General features: G+C 45.5%; 13 protein-coding genes. 4 read left to right on the top strand and 9 right to left on the bottom strand.

Going from position 1 to position 18,468, the window contains the following annotated elements:
• The 7 genes from A3757_RS09755 to minC form a co-directional block, all read right to left on the bottom strand.
• Positions 1 to 715: hypothetical protein (locus A3757_RS09755; RefSeq protein ID WP_156506268.1), on the bottom strand; the 715-nt coding region annotated here is incomplete at its 3' end.
• A 100-nt stretch (positions 716 to 815) separates the two neighbouring features.
• Complete coding sequence (locus tag A3757_RS09750) at positions 816 to 1,916, bottom strand: hypothetical protein (protein WP_068513810.1); 1,101 nt, start codon at positions 1,914 to 1,916, stop codon at positions 816 to 818.
• A 231-nt stretch (positions 1,917 to 2,147) separates the two neighbouring features.
• Entirely contained in the window at positions 2,148 to 3,572 is a 1,425-nt protein-coding gene (locus A3757_RS09745) for a PhoH family protein (RefSeq protein WP_068513813.1), read from the bottom strand.
• A gap of 93 nt (positions 3,573 to 3,665) precedes the next feature.
• Entirely contained in the window at positions 3,666 to 4,169 is a 504-nt protein-coding gene (locus tag A3757_RS09740; protein WP_068513817.1) for an HPP family protein, read from the bottom strand.
• A 73-nt stretch (positions 4,170 to 4,242) separates the two neighbouring features.
• Complete coding sequence (minE, locus tag A3757_RS09735) at positions 4,243 to 4,494, bottom strand: cell division topological specificity factor MinE (protein ID WP_068513820.1); 252 nt, start codon at positions 4,492 to 4,494, stop codon at positions 4,243 to 4,245.
• A complete protein-coding gene (minD, locus tag A3757_RS09730) occupies positions 4,491 to 5,312 on the bottom strand; it encodes a septum site-determining protein MinD (protein WP_068513822.1) in 822 nt (273 codons plus the stop codon). The genes minE and minD overlap by 4 nt, the downstream gene beginning before the upstream one ends.
• A gap of 107 nt (positions 5,313 to 5,419) precedes the next feature.
• Positions 5,420 to 6,247: a septum site-determining protein MinC gene (gene minC / locus A3757_RS09725; RefSeq protein WP_082865084.1), complete on the bottom strand. Its 828-nt coding sequence runs from the start codon at positions 6,245 to 6,247 to the stop codon at positions 5,420 to 5,422.
• Between the two features lie 248 nt (positions 6,248 to 6,495).
• Here minC and parC point away from each other — a divergent pair, with 248 nt between their 5' ends.
• Positions 6,496 to 8,784 (top strand): DNA topoisomerase IV subunit A, encoded by a 2,289-nt coding sequence (parC, locus tag A3757_RS09720; RefSeq protein WP_068513825.1) that lies wholly within the window; start codon positions 6,496 to 6,498, stop codon positions 8,782 to 8,784.
• The gene (gene serB / locus A3757_RS09715; protein ID WP_068513828.1) at positions 8,777 to 9,988 is read left to right on the top strand and encodes a phosphoserine phosphatase SerB; all 1,212 of its coding nucleotides are present in this window, start codon (positions 8,777 to 8,779) and stop codon (positions 9,986 to 9,988) included. The genes parC and serB overlap by 8 nt, the downstream gene beginning before the upstream one ends.
• 22 nt (positions 9,989 to 10,010) lie before the next feature.
• Here the strand turns inward: serB and mltF are convergent, their stop codons facing one another.
• Positions 10,011 to 11,501, bottom strand: a complete 1,491-nt coding sequence (mltF, locus tag A3757_RS09710; protein ID WP_197469976.1) for a membrane-bound lytic murein transglycosylase MltF — start codon at positions 11,499 to 11,501, stop codon at positions 10,011 to 10,013.
• Positions 11,502 to 11,826: 325 nt separating this feature from the next.
• On the opposite strand from mltF, the gene purL reads away from it, so the two are divergent.
• Complete coding sequence (gene purL, locus A3757_RS09705; protein WP_068552987.1) at positions 11,827 to 15,729, top strand: phosphoribosylformylglycinamidine synthase; 3,903 nt, start codon at positions 11,827 to 11,829, stop codon at positions 15,727 to 15,729.
• Positions 15,730 to 16,257: 528 nt separating this feature from the next.
• Entirely contained in the window at positions 16,258 to 16,572 is a 315-nt protein-coding gene (locus A3757_RS09700; RefSeq protein ID WP_068511457.1) for a YqfO family protein, read from the top strand.
• A gap of 6 nt (positions 16,573 to 16,578) precedes the next feature.
• Here the strand turns inward: A3757_RS09700 and A3757_RS09695 are convergent, their stop codons facing one another.
• A complete protein-coding gene (locus tag A3757_RS09695; protein WP_068511455.1) occupies positions 16,579 to 18,354 on the bottom strand; it encodes a GspE/PulE family protein in 1,776 nt (591 codons plus the stop codon).
• Positions 18,355 to 18,468 lie beyond the last annotated feature (114 nt).

Below are 18,468 nucleotides of genomic sequence, written 5' to 3'. Positions count from 1 at the left end.
GAGTGAAAGTAATAGCGTCTGCAAGTTTGTTGGTTTTGTTAACGATTAGTACTTTATATAAACCAGCAATTTTTTCTGCATCAATATCAATTCGATATTCGTAAATGCCGTCCTGATTTTCGTCAGTGAACTCAAACTGTTGCAGGTTCGAGCTTTCATTGTAGATTAGTTGGCCCAGAAACTGGCTTGGAATTGGTGCTTGGTTCGCGTCCTGAAGGCTTGCATAGATGGTTGCTATGTCTCCATGAAGATAGTATTTCTTATCGCTCCAGATTGTTAGTGCAGTATGAGTCTCTTCATCAAGGCTGGTCCGTTCATCAATTGCGTAGCGCTTCTCGGTGGGGTCTTGCTCAGCTGAGCTGATTTTTTGGTTATAGTCTGGGTAGCGGGTAAAGCGATTGTGATCATCAATGATTGCTTCATGTAGTGCAGTTTTTTGCTGGATAGCTTTAATTCTGTCGATGGGGCTCAAGGGCGCTTGCTGCTCGAGAACTTCTTCCTGATCTTCGGTTTCATTGATGTCGGTGCTTGGTAGTTTGGATGGTATTTTTGCTATGACATTATTATTTTCAGTTTTTTGCTGAGCCTGATCAGCAGAGGTCTTACTAACGACAGCAAGCTCGGGCGTGTCTGTGTTTGAGCTGTTGAGCCATAGAAGCCCGCCAATTGAAAGAATTGAAACAAGTGAGATTGTTATTGTTTTGTGTTTCTGCATTTTGGTTAACTCTTAGTTTAGGCGCTTGGTGACTTGGAGGGTAACCCTGGAACTAGCCGTGTAGTTCCAGGGTTCAGTCTATCTCTTGATTTTGCTTATCTTAGTTTGCAGTACAAGAGTCTATGCGGCCGGCCATGTTGCGTCCATTGCCGCAAGATAGGCCGTTTTCGATGGAGGTGTAGCTTGGAGAGTTTATGCCTCCGTTTCGTTCTGCATCGTGGTCGGTATAAACACTCGCCATATTATAGGTGCGCGGTGTGCCTTTATTGCTGTTATTACACTTGAAGGTCGGGCTGCCGTAGGCAATACCAAAGAATGTTTTGTAGGTATTCAGGTCGTCCCAAATATTGCGCTTACCGGAACCTTCACAGCTCATTTGCGATGCCAGGTTGATATAACCATCATCTTCGCCATTAAGCATAGCCGCAGATGCGCCTTCAATACCAGGGAAGCTCTTGTAACCGCCCATAACATAAACCGGAGCAGCTAGGTTGGAACCAATATAATTCTTAACAGTGTAAGAATCGTTTGTTTGAAGCCATTGTACACTTGGGTTGCAGTCTTTACCTAAGAATGCCGCGTTTATAAGTGCATCTAACCAGTTGCCGTTACAAACTCGGTCAGCACCTTCGGTTCCGGTTATTGCGCCGCCAAGCGTGAAAATCCCGAGAATGTCGTTCATGGCGGATGCATAATCAACACTAACGGAACCAGAGCTTGTGTAAGCCGTATTGTAGTTGGGTGCGCCTGAGACCGCATTACCGGCGATAAACATCATCTGCTGAGCGCCCTGACTATGCGATACAACCCAAAAGTCGTCATTGGCCGAGCATTGAGTGCCAGCTTGAGGGTGATTGAGGCCGTCTCCGTTACCTTGCTTGATAGAAATGATCTGTCGAGCAATTTCGCCAGAGGTTTCGTTTCTCCAGTAAGGGTAGCCGCTTTCGTCGGTTGAGTCGTAACCAACAATGGCATAATTGTCGCCAGAGCTCAGCAAGTCATCCATAAAGTCAGCACCGTTATAGTTGCTGAAGTGGGATGTTCGCCAAGAGTCGAGGGCATTGATTTTGATGTCGCCTTGGGTTCCGTGCCCGTGAACCATTATATAGCAGTTGTCGGCAGCCATCGCTTGCCCTGATCCCCATAATAGAGATAAAGAAAGCGCGCAGGTGGAAAGTATAGATTTCTTAGTTTTAAACATAGTTAGGACCTTTCGATATGTATATTATTTTTATTTTGCGTCCTGCGGACAAAGTACAACAGACACTTTATCTGACCATTATCTGAGAAGAGAGGGCCGTCCTGTTTTTACTTGATCATTATTTATCGGGAATGGTAAGAAGACCATGACAGTAGAGGACAGAGTATTGGCATTTTTGGCAATAAATATAGGGCAAGCACTTAGGCTTACCCTATAGACTTTTATGCCTGTTTAGTCAGAAAAATTGGCAGCAACGTAGTCTGCAAGACGGGAGCGTTCAACGCTTTGTAGTGTGATGTGAGCATAGTGTTCCCAGTTTCGCATGCGGTCCATTGCAAAGCTGAAGCCACTCGTTGAGGCCGATAGATAGGGTGTATCAATTTGCTTTAGGTTGCCAATCGCAATGACCTTAGTGCCTGGACCAGCTCGTGATATGAGACCGTGCATTTGTGCAGAGGTCAGGTTCTGGGCTTCATCAATAATGAAGATCTTGTCGGAGAAACTTCGGCCTCTCATAAAACCGGAGCTTTTTATTTTTACGCGGCTTTTTAAGAATTCAACACTCGACTTCCTTTCGAAATCGGTGCCGTTGGGGTTGGCGCTCAATGTTTCCAAAGCATCGGTGATCGCGCCCATCCAAGGGCCGATTTTATCTTCTTCTTCGCCGGGTAAGAAGCCGATATCTTCACCCATTGGAACCGTGGCCCGAGTGACAATGATTTCATCATAAAACTTATCTTCGTACACCTGGTGTAGTGCCGCAGCTAGGGTTAACAGAGTTTTACCTGTCCCGGCTTCTCCGGCGATGGTGACGAAATCAATTTCAGGATCAGTGAGTGCTGCCAAAGCAAAATTCTGTTCTTTGTTTTTAGCTTGAATTCCCCAGCAATGATATTGAGATTCAAAATCGGGTAATAACTCAATCGTAGCCGTCTGATCGACAACTTGTCTCAATTGGCCGCGGAAAGTTTGATTACTGCTGGAGTCTGAATATATGTGAGTATTGATGCTCCAGTTGCGAACCCAGGGAGCAGTAATGTGATAGGTGATAAGCGTGCCAAATTCCTGAGAATCCTCTCGGTCAATTTTGATATCTATACCAGGCGCTTCCCACATTTCATCGGTAATTTCGACTTGGCCACTAAAGAGTAATTCGTCACCGACATTGGCTACTTGGTCATTTCGGTAGTCTTCTGAAATCAGGCCATGAACGCTGGCCTTAATGCGCATATTAATATCTTTAGTAACTAGAACTACTGCTACGTCACTATTAGCGTAGTTTTCGCTCAGTTGTCGGGTGACAGCAATGATTTCGTTGTCTGCAACCGGCGCACGTTCCTTTTCGAAGGTTTGGAAGAATAGCTTGCCCTCGTGATTAGTAGCCGGATATAAGGTGCAGGAGTCAAGGCTGATGCCTTTATCGAGCTGGTCTATTTCTATGTTGGATAATAGCTCGTCAAGATAACGGTGAGCCTGCCGAGCGTTGCGGGCAATTTCATTTTTGCCTCGTTTGTGACCATCGAGTTCTTCTAATACTCGAAGAGGAATAAACACTGCGTGTTCATCAAACTTGTAAATAGACTCTGGTTCGTGGATTAGTACATTGGTATCGAGTACATAAAGCTTCTTGTTGTGTTTTAACTTACTTTTTACCATACAAAAACCTCTGACTTATGCAACTTAGGGTTGATAGTTAACTGACCAGATTGTGCCATCAAGTGTGATGCCATCAATTAGAGCTAAGCGTATTTAGCTAGCAGCTTCATCGACGATGACTTTGAGTAGATCATAAGTAGTAATGATACCGCTCAGGTCTTCACCTTTTTTGACAAAAACGCGGTGTAAATGCTCCTCCATCATTAGTTTAGCGACGTCGACAATGGCTGTTTCCTCGTCGACGGAGAAAATTATTGGGGTCATAATATCGCCTACTTCTACTGGAAGTTTGGCCATGCCTTCAAAAATCATCATACGTAAGCGTCTTGCTTCGAGCTTCTCTTCTTCGCTGAGCTGTTCCTCATAAGAGCTATCAACAGAATTTAAGTGGAAGTCGGCAATATCTTTAAGTGTAGCAATGCCAATAAGCTGCCCTTCTTGATTAGCAACGGGGCTGCCAGAGATATTGTTATCAGATAAGAAGGCAGAAAATTGCTGCATGGTCCAGGATTGTGGGACAGATTTGACGTGTGGAGTCATAATGTCGCGAGCGTAGAGTTTATTTAGCTTTCCTGAAGTGGTGTTGCCAGTGTTCATGCTATGGGGTCATTCCTTTACTTAAATTCTACAGTAGTAACTTAAAAAAAAGACCTCCGAAGAGGTCTTGGTCTTAATCTTCTGGAAGTGTAACGTTTAGTTCCAGAATTGAGCAATCATCGTTTTTATCTAGCTGTACCTGAACTTGTTCTTGATCGACAGGTACATATTTTCTTATCACCTCGAGAATCTCTTGTTGGAGCTGAGGTAAATAATCAGGTTGTTCACGTTTACCTCGTTCATGTGCGACGATGATTTGTAAACGTTCTTTAGCGATTGATGCAGTGTTCTTTTTGCTGCTTTTAAAGTAATCGAAAAAACTCATGCTGTTGTAGACCCCTTAAACATACGTTTAAAGAAGCCCTTTTTCTCTGTTTGCAAGAAGCGATGAGGCAGCTCGTTACCTAGCAGTCTCTCTACAGCATCCGAGTAGGCTTGTCCGGCATTGCTTTCTTGGTCGTGAATAACAGGAACCCCTTGGTTTGAAGAGGATAGTACTGCCTGAGACTCAGGTATAACGCCTAGTAGTTTCACGGCCAGAATATCTTTTACATCTTCTACATTAAGCATTTCGCCTCTATCGACTCGCTCTGGGTTATAGCGAGTTAGTAGCAGGTGCTCTTTGACGGGTTCTAGTCCTTGCTCGGCACGTCGAGATTTACTGTTCAGGATACCAAGGATTCGGTCAGAATCCCTGACTGAAGATACTTCAGGGTTTGTGACGATAATCGCTTCATCGGCAAAATACAGAGCCATCTGTGCGCCGTGTTCAATACCGGCAGGTGAGTCACAGATAATGAAGTCGAAAGTCTTGGCAAGTTCAGATAGAACTTTTTCAACACCATCTTCGGATAGGGCATCTTTATCACGAGTCTGAGACGCTGGCAGGATGTACAGATTTTCAACCTGCTTATCCTTGATAAGTGCTTGGTTAAGTGTCGCTTCGCCATTGATGACATTTACGAAATCGTAAACGACGCGTCGTTCACAGTTCATAATTAAGTCCAGATTTCGTAGACCTACATCAAAATCAATGACTACTGTTTTTTTGCCCTTAAGGGCCAGACCTGTTGATATGGACGCGCTAGTGGTGGTTTTACCTACGCCGCCTTTTCCAGAAGTTATGACAATCGTCTTAGCCAATTTTATATCCCGTCTTACTAATTGTGTGTCGTTAAAAGGTTACGGTACAGCTTTGTTATTTGTATTCGGAAGTCCTTTGTAAGTGCTGTAATCCAGATCCGTTTTCGTTATATTTCAAGTTCTTTAAAGCTTAGTGTCTCGTTGCTTAAATAGACTTGAGTTGGTTTTTTTAGTGCTGCTTTATCGATATCTTCGCTGATTTTGTATTGCCCGGCAACAGAAACCAGTTCTGCTTCAAGGCTGTGGCAGAAAATTCGAGCATTCGTATTGCCCTTTACCCCTGCTAAGGCGCGACCGCGCAGTGCGCCATATACGTGAATATTACCATCAGCCAAGATCTCTGCACCGGCGCTAACCGGCGCAAGTATGATCAAATCTCCATCGGCAGCATAAACTTGCTGGCCTGAACGGATAGGGGTGTGAATGATTTTGCTTTGCTGAGGTGCTTGTTGAACGACAGTTTTAACCACTTCGACTGTTTCAACTTCTGTATGTACGACCTCTTTTACCTTAGCCTCTGGCTTTTCTGGTGCTGGCTCTGCCTGTCTTTCTTTCTGTTTTGCCAGTAGCCCTAAGCCTGCCTCTTTTGCAGCTTGCTGGTGCTTCTCTAAACCGCCCCTAACTGCCACTGCTTTAATCGAAAACTCACGACATTGGTTGATCAGTTTGTCAAAAGGAACACTGTCTTCTTCAGTAAGCTGTTCGATGTCAATGATGACAGGGAGGTTCTCGAAAAAGCCAGGGGCTTGTGTTGTCTTTGCTGAAAGCTCTTGCTGAATTTGAGCTTCGTCATAGTAGGCCAATTCCAGAACGGTCATCGGCAGTAAAGAGCCTTTAAGCTTTAGGCAGTTGCCAGATGAGCGAGTGGTAGAAGCGGTAGATTCAGGTGTCGCCTGATCGTTAGAGTTGGAGCTGACTGTGGCGCTAGACGTCATTGAGTTACCTGAGCTTGGTTTCTGTGCAATCAGGCCCGATTGTAAGCCAGTTGAGTCACGCACAGATACTTAAATTACAGTTATTGTTTGTGTCATGCCGCAGTTCGAATTAGAGTGCGGTTGATATAGTGAAATATCTTAACATGAGATTGATACTTTCGCTCGAATTTTTAGACTTAATGTGGGACACTTTCGCTCATTATAAAACTGGCCGCTTTTTATAGAGTCCTTAATTAAAAAAGGTAACCATGACCAACGAAATTATGTCTTTTGAAGACGGAGTTGAACAGGTTTCGCTTCGTGAATACACCGAGAAAGCTTATTTAGACTACTCAATGTACGTCATTCTTGATCGTGCATTGCCACATGTTGGGGACGGCTTGAAGCCTGTCCAGCGTAGAATCGTTTACGCTATGTCCGAATTGGGCTTGAAGGCGACAGCCAAGTACAAAAAGTCTGCTCGTACGGTGGGTGATGTCTTGGGTAAGTTTCACCCTCATGGAGACAGTGCTTGTTACGAGGCAATGGTCTTGATGGCGCAGCCCTTCAGTTATCGCTACCCCCTTATTGACGGACAAGGAAACTGGGGTTCTCCGGATGACCCGAAGTCTTTTGCTGCGATGCGATATACCGAGTCAAGGCTGGCTCCTTACGCAGATACACTTTTAGCTGAGTTAGGTCAGGGCACCGTAGAGTGGGCGCCAAACTTTGATGGCACCATGGATGAACCTAAAACTCTGCCAGCACGCTTACCTAATTTGCTATTAAACGGTACCACGGGTATTGCCGTGGGTATGGCAACTGATATTCCACCACATAACCTTAGGGAAGTGGCGAGTGCTTGTATTCGCTTACTTGATGACAGCAGTGTCAGCAATGAGCAGCTTGCTGAGAATGTTCTGGGGCCGGATTATCCTACTGGTGCCGAGATCGTGACGCCTCGTACTGAGTTATTGAATATCTACGAAACGGGCAGAGGCTCGATTCGTATGCGTGGAATTTACCACAAGGAAAACGGCGATATTGTGGTAAGTGAATTACCGCACCAGACTTCCGGGGCTAAAGTACTGGAGCAGATCGCTTCGCAAATGCAGGCGAAGAAGCTGCCAATGGTTGCCGACTTACGAGATGAGTCTGACCATGAAAACCCAACCCGTTTAGTAATTGTTCCACGTTCTAACCGCGTTGATATTGAATCTTTAATGGGTCACCTTTATTCAAGCACCGATTTGGAAAAAACCTATCGTGTTAACTTGAATATGATTGGTATCGATGGCCGCCCGGCAGTGAAAGGCCTGAAGGTTATTTTAACTGAGTGGCTTAGTTATCGAACAGATACCGTAACGCGTAGACTTAAATTTAGGCTCGATAAAGTCGAGAAGCGACTACACCTCTTGGATGGGCTATTGGTCGCCTTCCTGAATATCGATGAAGTAATCCATATCATTCGAACAGAAGATGAGCCAAAAGCTGTGTTAATGGCTCGCTTTAATCTGACTGAAGTTCAGGCAGACTATATTCTGGATACCAAGTTGAGACAGCTCGCTCGACTTGAAGAAATGAAGATTCGTGCCGAGCAGGAAGAACTTGAAAAAGAACGTAAAGAATTGAAGAAAATCCTAGGTTCTTCAGCTTTGATGAAGGCCTTGATTAAAGAAGAATTATTGGCCGATGCAGAAAAATACGGCGATGATCGTCGCTCCCCAATCGTTGAGCGGCAAGAAGCAAAAGCTTTCTCAGAAGCTGATTTGATTTCATCTGAACCCGTGACGGTTGTCTTGTCAGAGAAAGGTTGGGTGAGATCGGCTAAAGGTCATGATATTGATCCGGCAGGGCTGAATTATAAGTCGGGTGATGGCTACGCTTTATCGGCCAAAGGTAAGAGTCATCAAGGTGTCGTGTTTATTGATTCTACCGGGCGTTCCTATACCGTGCCGACACATAGCTTGCCGTCAGCAAGAGGCCAGGGAGAGCCCTTGACCGGTAAGATCAACCCGCCTTCGGGCGCAACGTTTAAAGCGGTCGTGCTTGGTGAACCGGATCAGAAACTATTGATGATGAGCAGTGCTGGCTACGGCTTTATTAGCAATATTTCTAACTTGCAGAGCAAGAATAAAGCCGGTAAGGCTGCTTTGTCCTTGCCTAAAGGGGCGGAAGTTATGTCTCCTCAAATGCTAGGCACTGTTGAGGGCAATTATATCGCAGCAGTGAGTAACGAAGGACGGATGTTGGTCTTTCCCGTGAAGGATCTGCCAGAACTGGCGAAGGGAAAGGGTAACAAGATAATCAGTATTCCTTCTGCTCGAGTTCAAAGTGGTGAGGAGTGGTTGGTGTCCGTGGCAATTTTTGCTGAAGATGATCATTTAGTGATTCATTCAGGCAAGCGTCACTTGAAGTTAAAATTCTCAGACTTAACGCATTATGTCGGAGAACGTGGCAGGCGAGGGCATAAGCTTCCTAGAGGGCTGCAGAAAGTTGATCGCATGGAAGTTGTAAAAAATGAGCCTAAGCAGGCAAAAGGTGAAGTAATTGAGTGAAATTATTCTGATTAATGTTTCAGGGCGTGATAAGTCCGGCTTAACCTCTGAAATTACAGGTATTATGGCGCAATATGAATTGAATATTCTGGATATTGGCCAAGCTGTTATTCATGATCACCTTACCTGGGGGATTCTGGTTGAAGTGCCAAATGAAGGCAGTTCTTCTGGAGTGATGAAGGAGCTTTTGTTCCGTATGCACGAGCTGAACCTCCAAGTTACTTTTCAGGCTGTGAGTGCTGAAGAGTATATGCATTGGGTCGAAGGAAAGGGTAAAGCGCGCTATATCGTTACCTTGCTTTCTCGCCTGATCACTGCAGAGCAAATTGCTAAAGTCTCTGAAGTGACTGCGGAGCATGATTTGAATATCGACAACATTACCCGACTGTCCGGGCGTCGTGGTTTGGATGTCGATCCTCAGTCGAGCCAGGCATGTTTGGAGTTCTCTGTTCGCGGAAATGTGCCGGATGCTGAGGCGTTGAGAGCTGACTTTTTAAAGATTGCCAGTGAGCTTAACGTCGATATCGCCTTCCAGGAAGACACAATTTATCGCCGTAATCGTCGTTTGGTGGTTTTTGATATGGATTCCACCTTAATTGAAGCAGAAGTGATCGATGAGCTGGCGAAAGAAGCGGGTGTCGGAGATCAGGTGTCTGAAATCACCGAGCAAGCCATGCGTGGTGAGATTGATTTTACTGAGAGCTTTGCTCGGCGTGTTGGTTTATTGGAAGGTTTGAGCGAAGAAGTGCTAAGCAAAGTAGCTGCGCGCCTTAAGATGACTGAAGGTGCAGAAAGGTTGATCTCAACGCTAAAAAGCCTGGGTTACAAGACTGCTATTTTATCGGGCGGTTTTACATACTTTGCTAAAGGGCTGCAGGATAAGCTTGGTATTGATTATGTTTATGCCAATGAGTTGGAAATTAAAAACGGTAAAGTAACGGGGTGCGTGACGGGCCAAGTGGTTGACGGCCAGCGCAAAGCGGCTTTGTTGGATGAATTAGCCAAGAAAGAAAAAATAGGGCGTGAGCAGGTTATTGCTGTCGGAGATGGTGCTAATGACTTGCCAATGCTGAGTCGAGCTGGATTGGGCGTAGCGTTTAGAGCTAAACCTCTTGTGAAAGAGTCCGCTCGTCATGCGATATCAAACCTAGGCCTTGATGCTGTACTTTACTTGATCGGCTTTAGAGATAGAGAAGCAGAGTAGGATCTTAAGGCTATCGGTATGTTTATTCGATAGTCTTAATTAGCCCTTCTTGAAAGTCTGTTTGTGCAATGGCTTGTTCGCTCGTTTGCGGTTGGGTCATCCAACTTAATACATCATAGTAGCGACGTATGTTTTGCACGTATATGACCGGCTCATTACCACGGGCGTAGCCGTAACGAGTCTGTTTATAATATTTCTTCTTCTGTAAAAGTGGTAAGAATTCTTTTACGTCCATCCATTTGTCCGGGTCTTTTCCGGCTTTCTCTGTCAGAATCCTTGCGTCATCAAGATGGCCGTAGCCCACGTTGTAGGCAGCTAAGGCAAGCCAGCTTCGGTCTGGTTCAGCTATGCGCTTCGGAATCCTGGCTCTAATTTTAGAGAAGTAGCGAACACCACCTTTGATACTCTGCTCAGGATCTAATCTGTTTTTAATGTTCATTTCCTTTGCCGTGATGCGTGTCAGCATCATTAGTCCACGAACACCGGTTGGAGAAGTTGCACGAGGTCGCCAGTGAGATTCTTGGTAGCCCATCGAGGCCATCAGGCGCCAGTCGATGTCTTGCTCTTCTGCAAACTCTTTAAAAGTTTCTTCGTACTTTGGCAGCCGGCTGTTTATATGCCGTATAAAGGTGCGAGCGCCCACGTAATTGAGTTGTCCCAAGTGTCCAAAATAGCGCTCTTTAAGGTTAATAAGTCTGCCATCTTCTTCAATTCGGGATAAGAAGTTGTTTACCTTGTTAATTAAGGTGTGATCTGTGCTGGCAGGAAAGTACCAGCTAATTTGTTGTGCTTCACCAATTTCAAAGGCCTTTTTAACTCGCGGGTAATAAGCTTGGTGAATATCTAGCTCGTTTGAGGTGATGATGGCGTAATCAATTTCTTTGTCTTGTACCATCTTCATCAGGTCAATGGTTTCAACATCAAGAGCTTCCCATTGAAGGGCGTTCATTAAGTCGGGATTTTCATTACGCAGGTTGTTTAATTCTTCTGCGTGATAACTGTCACTTACTACCGCGATACGCTTGTCAATAATATCGCTAATATCTCGCGGTCTAACACTACCGTATCGATAGACGACGATGGGGGTTGTTTCCATGTAAGAGCTGGAGTACTTATATCGATCTGCGCGCGTATCGGAGGCGACCATGCTGGCGATCGCAATGTTGGTATAGTCGTTATCGAGTGCTGACAAAATCTGGCTGCGGGTGGCCGCGACTTTTACATCCAGTTTGAGTCCCGCATCTTCGGCAAACATTTTCGCAAGGTCATATTCAAAGCCAGCGGGGCCCTCTCGGCCTTCATAATAAACGGCTGGAGCGTTGCGAGTGATGATGTGTAATGTGCTGTGCTTATTGATTTTGTCCATCGTGCTGGGCTTTTCGCAAGCACAGAGCAACGAAGCAAGTAAGAGAATGACAAGCGTTTTGCCATAAAGTAATACTTGGTGAGTAGACCGAAGCTTAATTGGGCTCCGTCGAAGACTGGACTGAATAGAACTTTTTGAATAGGACAAATAAATACCTTTTAATCACCAGACTGCTACTGCATGCTTTCCCTTGTTCCGGGGCAGGAGTGCCTCGCTTCAGCGGTGCTGAGCTGTTCCTTTATGTCACTAATTTTATGTATAATCTTTTCAGTAACTGGTCTCTGAGTCAACCTGGAGGGTGGTAAACATTGTTTCAAAATGTACCCGTTTGAGCTCCGTCACGGTCCCCGGATTCACAATTACTACGGCCATTATACCTTCAGATACAATTCTTGGTTAACAGACGCGCCAGTTTCGAGTAGAATACCGCCTCCATTATTTCAACGCTCCTTCGATGAGGTACGCCTTTATTATGTTGGAACTTCGAGGCGCTCCAGCTCTCTCTCCTTTTAGAAGTCATAAACTACTTGAAACCATCCAAGCAGTTATTCCAGAAATCGAATCTGTGTATGCAGAATTTATGCACTTTATTGATGTGTCGCAGGACTTAAATCCTAGCGAACTCAATATCTTGAATAAGCTGCTTACCTATGGTCCAAGTGTGCCCTCTGAGGCAGCGGAAGGCGTTTTGTTTTTGGTTGTTCCACGGCCTGGAACAATTTCACCCTGGTCTAGTAAAGCGACCGATATTGCGCATATTTGTGGCTTGAATCAGGTAAATCGAATTGAACGCGGTGTCGCATATTATGTTCGATCTGCTGAAAAGCTTACGCTCGAACAGCGCCAAACGCTATCTTCGCAGTTCTATGACAGAATGACTGAAGCTGTCTTCCATGAAACGGCGGGTGCCGAGTTGCTGTTTAGACACTCTGAACCGCGCCCTATGAGCAGTGTCGATGTGCTGTCATATGGTGAGAGTGCGCTTGAAGAAGCAAATAAGCGTATTGGTCTGGCTTTGGCTACAGACGAAATAGAGTATTTAACCAAAGCTTTCTGCGGGCTAAAGCGTAACCCGACAGACGTAGAGCTAATGATGTTTGCTCAGGCGAACTCTGAGCATTGTCGTCACAAGATCTTCAATGCATCTTGGGATATTGACGGTGAAGCTCAGCAAAAATCATTATTCTCGATGATTCGTAATACCAATGAGCTGAATTCTGAAGGTGTATTGTCTGCTTATGTTGATAACGCTGCGGTAATAGCCGGATCGAAAGGAAAGCGCTTCTACCCGAACCCTGAAACTCAGGAGTATCAGGCGCATGAGGAAGATATTCATATCCTCATGAAGGTTGAAACACATAACCACCCGACAGCTATTTCTCCATTCTCTGGTGCCTCGACAGGTTCAGGTGGTGAGATTCGTGATGAAGGTGCTACAGGTAAAGGCGCAAAACCTAAAGCTGGTCTGACAGGTTTTACGGTATCGAACCTAAGAATTCCTGGTTTCGAACAGCCATGGGAAACAGATTTTGGCAAGCCTGACCGAATGACTTCTGCCTATAACATCATGCTTGACGGTCCTCTAGGTGGTGCTGCCTTCAATAATGAGTTTGGTCGACCGAACTTGTGTGGCTACTTTAGAACCTTTGAAGAAGAAGTTGCTGGCCCGAATGGTCAGGAAATCAAGGGTTACCACAAGCCTATTATGATTGCTGGTGGTATGGGAAATATTAAAGAGTCCCATGTACTGAAAGGTGACATCGATGTTGGTGCAAAGCTAATTGTATTGGGTGGCCCGGCCATGCTGATCGGCCTTGGCGGCGGTGCAGCCTCTTCGATGGATTCAGGTGCTAGTCATGAGGACTTGGATTTTGCTTCTGTACAGCGTGAAAACCCTGAAATGGAACGTCGTTGCCAGGAGGTTATAGACCGCTGCTGGCAGCTTGATGATAATAACCCAATTGCCTTTATACATGACGTAGGGGCGGGTGGTTTATCAAATGCTTTTCCGGAGCTTGTGAAAGATGGCGGGCGCGGTGGACGATTCGACTTGCGAAAGATCCCTAACGATGAGCCTGGGATGGCGCCACACGAAATTTGGTGTAACGAATCTCAAGAACGTTATGTTATTGCTGTGTTGCCGCAAGACTTGGAGCGCTTTGAGGCGATTTGTGCTAGAGAACGCTGCCCCTACGCTGTGATTGGTGATGCTCTGGAAGAGCATGATTTAACACTGGAAGATCCGCACTTCGATAATAAGCCGGTTGATCTACCCATGTCAGTGTTGTTTGGAAAACCGCCTAAGATGCACCGTTCGGTTGAATCAGAAGCGTTTACTAAGCCGATGTTCGAGTCTAGTCAGATAGATATAAAAGAAGCGGCTGAGCGCATTCTACGTTTACCGAGTGTGGCGAGTAAGAGCTTCCTTATCACGATTGGTGATCGTTCAATTACCGGAATGGTTGCACGAGATCAGATGGTTGGCCCATGGCAGGTTCCCGTTGCTGATGTAGCGGTTACTGCGGTTGATCTTGAAAGCCATACTGGTGAAGCGATGGCGATGGGCGAGCGTACGCCAATTGCGAATATCGATGCGCCGGCTTCTGGTCGTATGGCTGTTGGTGAGGTGGTTACCAACCTGGCGGCTTCATCTATCGAAAAAATCTCTGATATTCGTTTGTCTGCTAACTGGATGGCCGCAGCGGGTCACCCAGGTGAAGACGACAATTTATATAAAACTGTTCAAGCGGTTGGCATGGAGTTGTGTCCTGAACTGGGTATTTCTATCCCGGTCGGTAAAGACTCTATGTCGATGAAAACTGTTTGGCAAGAAGGGCATGAGACACGCACGGTTACCTCTCCGTTGTCTTTGATTATTACCGGCTTTGCGCCAGTCAATGATGTAAGAAAAACACTGACACCTGAGCTGGCAAGTGATCAGGGTGATACTGATCTAATATTGATTGATTTGGCGAATGGTCAAAACCGATTGGGTGGATCGGCTCTGGCACAGGTTTATAAGCAAATGGGTGCCGTCACGCCAGATGTCGACGACCCGGAAGATTTAAAAGCTTTCTTTGCTGTGATTCAGGGTTTGAATCAAGATGGCAAATTGCTGGCTTATCACGATCGTTCTGATGGCGGCTTATTTACAACCCTGGCGGAAATGTCATTCGCTGGGCGTGTAGGTGTTGACGTTAAGCTGGACTTGTTGGCTGAAGACTCCAGCCACTTCGCGCGAGAACTTTATAATGAAGAGCTAGGTGCAGTCATCCAGGTTAAGCAAGGTGATACTGAAGAGGTTCTTCAGCAATTCACTGCTGCGGGCTTAGGTGAGCATACGCTAGTAATTGGCCAGACCAACGAAGACGATAAGATTCGTTTTGCTTTTGATGGTCAGTCAGTTATTGAGGAATCTAGAGCTTACTATCAGAGAATTTGGGCAGAAACGAGCTATCGAATGCAATCGGCACGTGATAATGCCGAGTGTGCTCAAGAAGAATACGATACATTACTGGATGAAAAAGACCCTGGCTTGAACGCTAAACTAAGCTTCGATCCGAACGAAGATATCGTTGCGCCTTATATCAATACTGGTGCCAAGCCAAAGGTTGCGGTACTGCGTGAGCAGGGCGTTAATGGACAGATAGAGATGGCAGCTGCCTTCACCAAGGCAGGCTTCTCAGCCGTTGATGTTCATATGAGTGATCTCTTGGCTGGCAGAACAGCCTTAAGTGATTATAATGCGTTAGTCGCTTGCGGCGGCTTCTCTTACGGCGATGTTTTGGGCGCTGGTGAAGGTTGGGCGAAATCGATCTTGTTCAATAGCAGCGTGAGAGATCAATTCTCGGCCTTCTTTGAGCGTCAAGATACTTTAGCGCTTGGCGTTTGTAATGGCTGTCAGATGATGTCTAATCTTCGTGAGCTGATTCCTGGTTCAGAGCATTGGCCTCATTTTGTGCGCAACCGTTCTGAGCAGTTTGAAGCACGTGTAGCGCTCCTGGAAGTACAATCGTCTCCTTCTTTGATCTTGAATGGTATGGCGGGCTCTCGACTTCCTGTGGCAGTAGCGCACGGAGAAGGGCGAGCTGAATTCGCGAGTGAGCAAAAACTGGCGTCCCTGATGTCGTCTGAGCAATTGGCTTTAAAATACGTAGACAATTATGGGCAGACAGCGACTCGTTATCCTGCTAACCCGAATGGCTCTCCAGAAGGCTTAGCCGGGGTTTGTTCTCAGGATGGACGTGTGACGATTATGATGCCTCACCCTGAGCGTGTTTATCGTACTTTGCAAAACTCTTGGCACCCTAAGGACTGGGGAGAAGATGGTCCTTGGTTGAGGATTTTCAGAAACGCGAGAAAATGGTTCGTTTAACGAACCATTTTTTTTGCCTGGGTTTTGTCTAGAAAGATTGGTTAAATGCTCCGAATTTGGGCGTGTAACAAAATGTTAAAATCTGTATTTCTTTGTGAAAACTGCGACGTCGAATATTTGTCGACTTGATCGATAATTGACCTTCAAATTACGTTTCAAATAACGAAATATTGACAGGCTCTCAAAAAGACAACGTTTTTGCTGGTTTTTATGCACACATTTGAGGCGCTTGCTATATAAGTGAGTAAAAAACTGAGGCTTTCTACACTTTTCTTTGTTGACATATTTAACGTATTGATAATAAAGGGTTTATTTGCTTCGGTTAAAAAAGTGTCAATTTGTATGAAGTTCAGTGTTTATCAGTGTTTAGGGCGTTTTCCCAAAAACTTTCCCCAGAGTTATCCACAGTTTTTGTGGGTAAGTTAAAATTAAATCTAACACTTGTTTGAAACACCTGTATTGGCGGGCTTTACACGTAAATCTGTGTAACCTTAATAAATGAATCAAGTGTACGGTAGGGTATATGGTATGTATAAGTTATGTTTTTTTGTGCCTGTCGAGAATGCGGAAAAAGTTAAGGATGCGGTTTTTTTGACAGGTGCAGGTAGGATAGGTTGTTATGATCGGTGTAGCTGGGAAACTTTGGGGGCTGGACAATTTAGACCTTTATCTGGTAGCAAGCCAGCGATTGGTCAGATTGATGAAATTGAAAAAGTTCAAGAGCTAAAGGTTGAATTGGTTTGTTCGGATGAGTGTATCAAACAGGCCGTGTCAGCATTGAAGCAGGCTCATCCTTACGAAGAGCCTGCATACGAAGTATTTCGTTTGGAGGAGGGCTTCTAGTGTTCCCTAGCTCATTAGCTGATTAAGGCTGACTGGTGTGACTCTGAGCACTTCATCAATGGTTGTTAAGCCATTTGCTATTTTATTTGCGCCGCTTAGCCTTAGTGAATACATCCCTTCTTTAATTGCTTCTTTTCTGAGCTCTGCTACTTGACCGCTTTCGTGTATGTGCCCTTTTAAGCTTTCGGATAAGGGCATGATTTCATAAACGCCTGCTCGACCGCGATAGCCTGTTTGTCGACATTCTTGGCAGCCGACGGGTTGTTGCGCATTTTGAGGCAAAGGTGTTTTCCAAGGTCTGGTAAGCATTTTCCAGTCTTCCTCTTCAAGCTCGACAGGTGTCTTGCAGGACGTACAAAGGGTTCTAACCAGCCTTTGGGCCATCACGCCCAATACCGTTGCTTTTATTAGGTATGGAGGGATGCCGAGTTCCATTAATCGCGTGATTGCGCTGGGTGCGTCATTAGTATGCAGTGTCGAAATAACCAGGTGGCCTGTCAGGGCAGCTTGTATTGCCATCTCGGCTGTTTCCAGGTCTCTTATTTCACCAATCATTATGATATCGGGGTCTTGTCGCATAAGGGCTTTAATGCCGCTGGCGAAATCCAGGTCGATATTTTGTTGGATCTGCATCTGATTGAAGGCAGGTTCTACCATTTCAATCGGATCTTCAATCGTGCTGACATTAACTTCGGGTGTCGCGAGTTCACGCAAGGTCGAATAGAGCGTTGTCGTTTTTCCTGAACCGGTCGGGCCGGTAACGAGAATAATGCCATTTGGCTGACCGGTCATTTGCTTCCAGCGTTTTAAATCTTCGCTAGAAAAGCCTAACTCAGAGAATGAGCATTGTAAGACTTCCGGATCGAAAACACGCATTACTAGTTTTTCGCCAAAGGCGGTAGGCAGGGTTGAAAGACGGAGCTCTATTTCCTTCTCATTGCTGTTACGTGTTTTTATTCGGCCATCTTGTGGTTTTCTTTTTTCGGCGACATTGAGGCGACCTAGAATCTTGAAGCGGCTGGTAACCGCGATGCCTACTTTGGCGGGAAATTCATAGACGTTATGCAGTACACCATCAATTCGAAAGCGTACTTGTGAGATTTCCCGGCGTGGTTCAATGTGAATATCGCTAGCGCGCTGCTCAAAAGCATATTGCAGAAGCCAGTCAACAATGTTGATGATGTGTTGATCGTTAGCGTCCGGGTTGCCTTGCGCGCCAAGTTCCAGCATTTGTTCAAAGTTCTGTGAATGCTGCGAGGAAGTTTGTGCGCCAGCCTTATTAACAGAGTTTGCCAGGTGATAAAATTCGACAGTATATTTTCTTAGATCAGCAGGAGAGACGATGACTCGGCTAATGTTCTTCTTGAGAATGTGCTTTAGATCGTTTTCCCAATGATCAACAAAAGGTTGGGCGCTGGCGATGACGGCTTCTTCTGAGTTGATTTCGACTGCCAGAATATGATGCCGCTGAGCGAAAGCAAGTGACATCACGTTTGCTACTTTCTGACTATCAATTTTCAGAGGGTCGATTTGGAAAACCTCTTGCCCGCTCCATGTAGAAAGCCAGTTAAGCAAGGATTCTATGCTGATGGCTTCCCCGGAAGGTTTACTTAGTTCAGCGTTCGCTATGATTTCTAAAGGGTGAAGCTTTGCCTGCGCACTTCCTTTTGGCGCGATCAGCAGCGCCTTCGCATCTTCCTCACTTAACCACTTATCTTGCTGCAATTGGTGAACGATTTGCCCGAAAGTGAGTGGCTCAGAATGTGAAAATTGCTGCTGCATTAAGGTTTACTCTCATGTAACTAAAGCTAACTGATTAGTTAGCTAATCTAGAATAGCGCTCGGCCCAGAGCGCGTTCCCACTTTATATAAAACATAGCAGATAAAAAGATGTTG

It is taken from the genome of Oleiphilus sp. HI0117 (assembly GCF_001635235.1).
The sequence above is the reverse complement of the archived record's forward strand: the minus strand, read 5'-3'. Positions and strand labels throughout refer to the sequence as shown.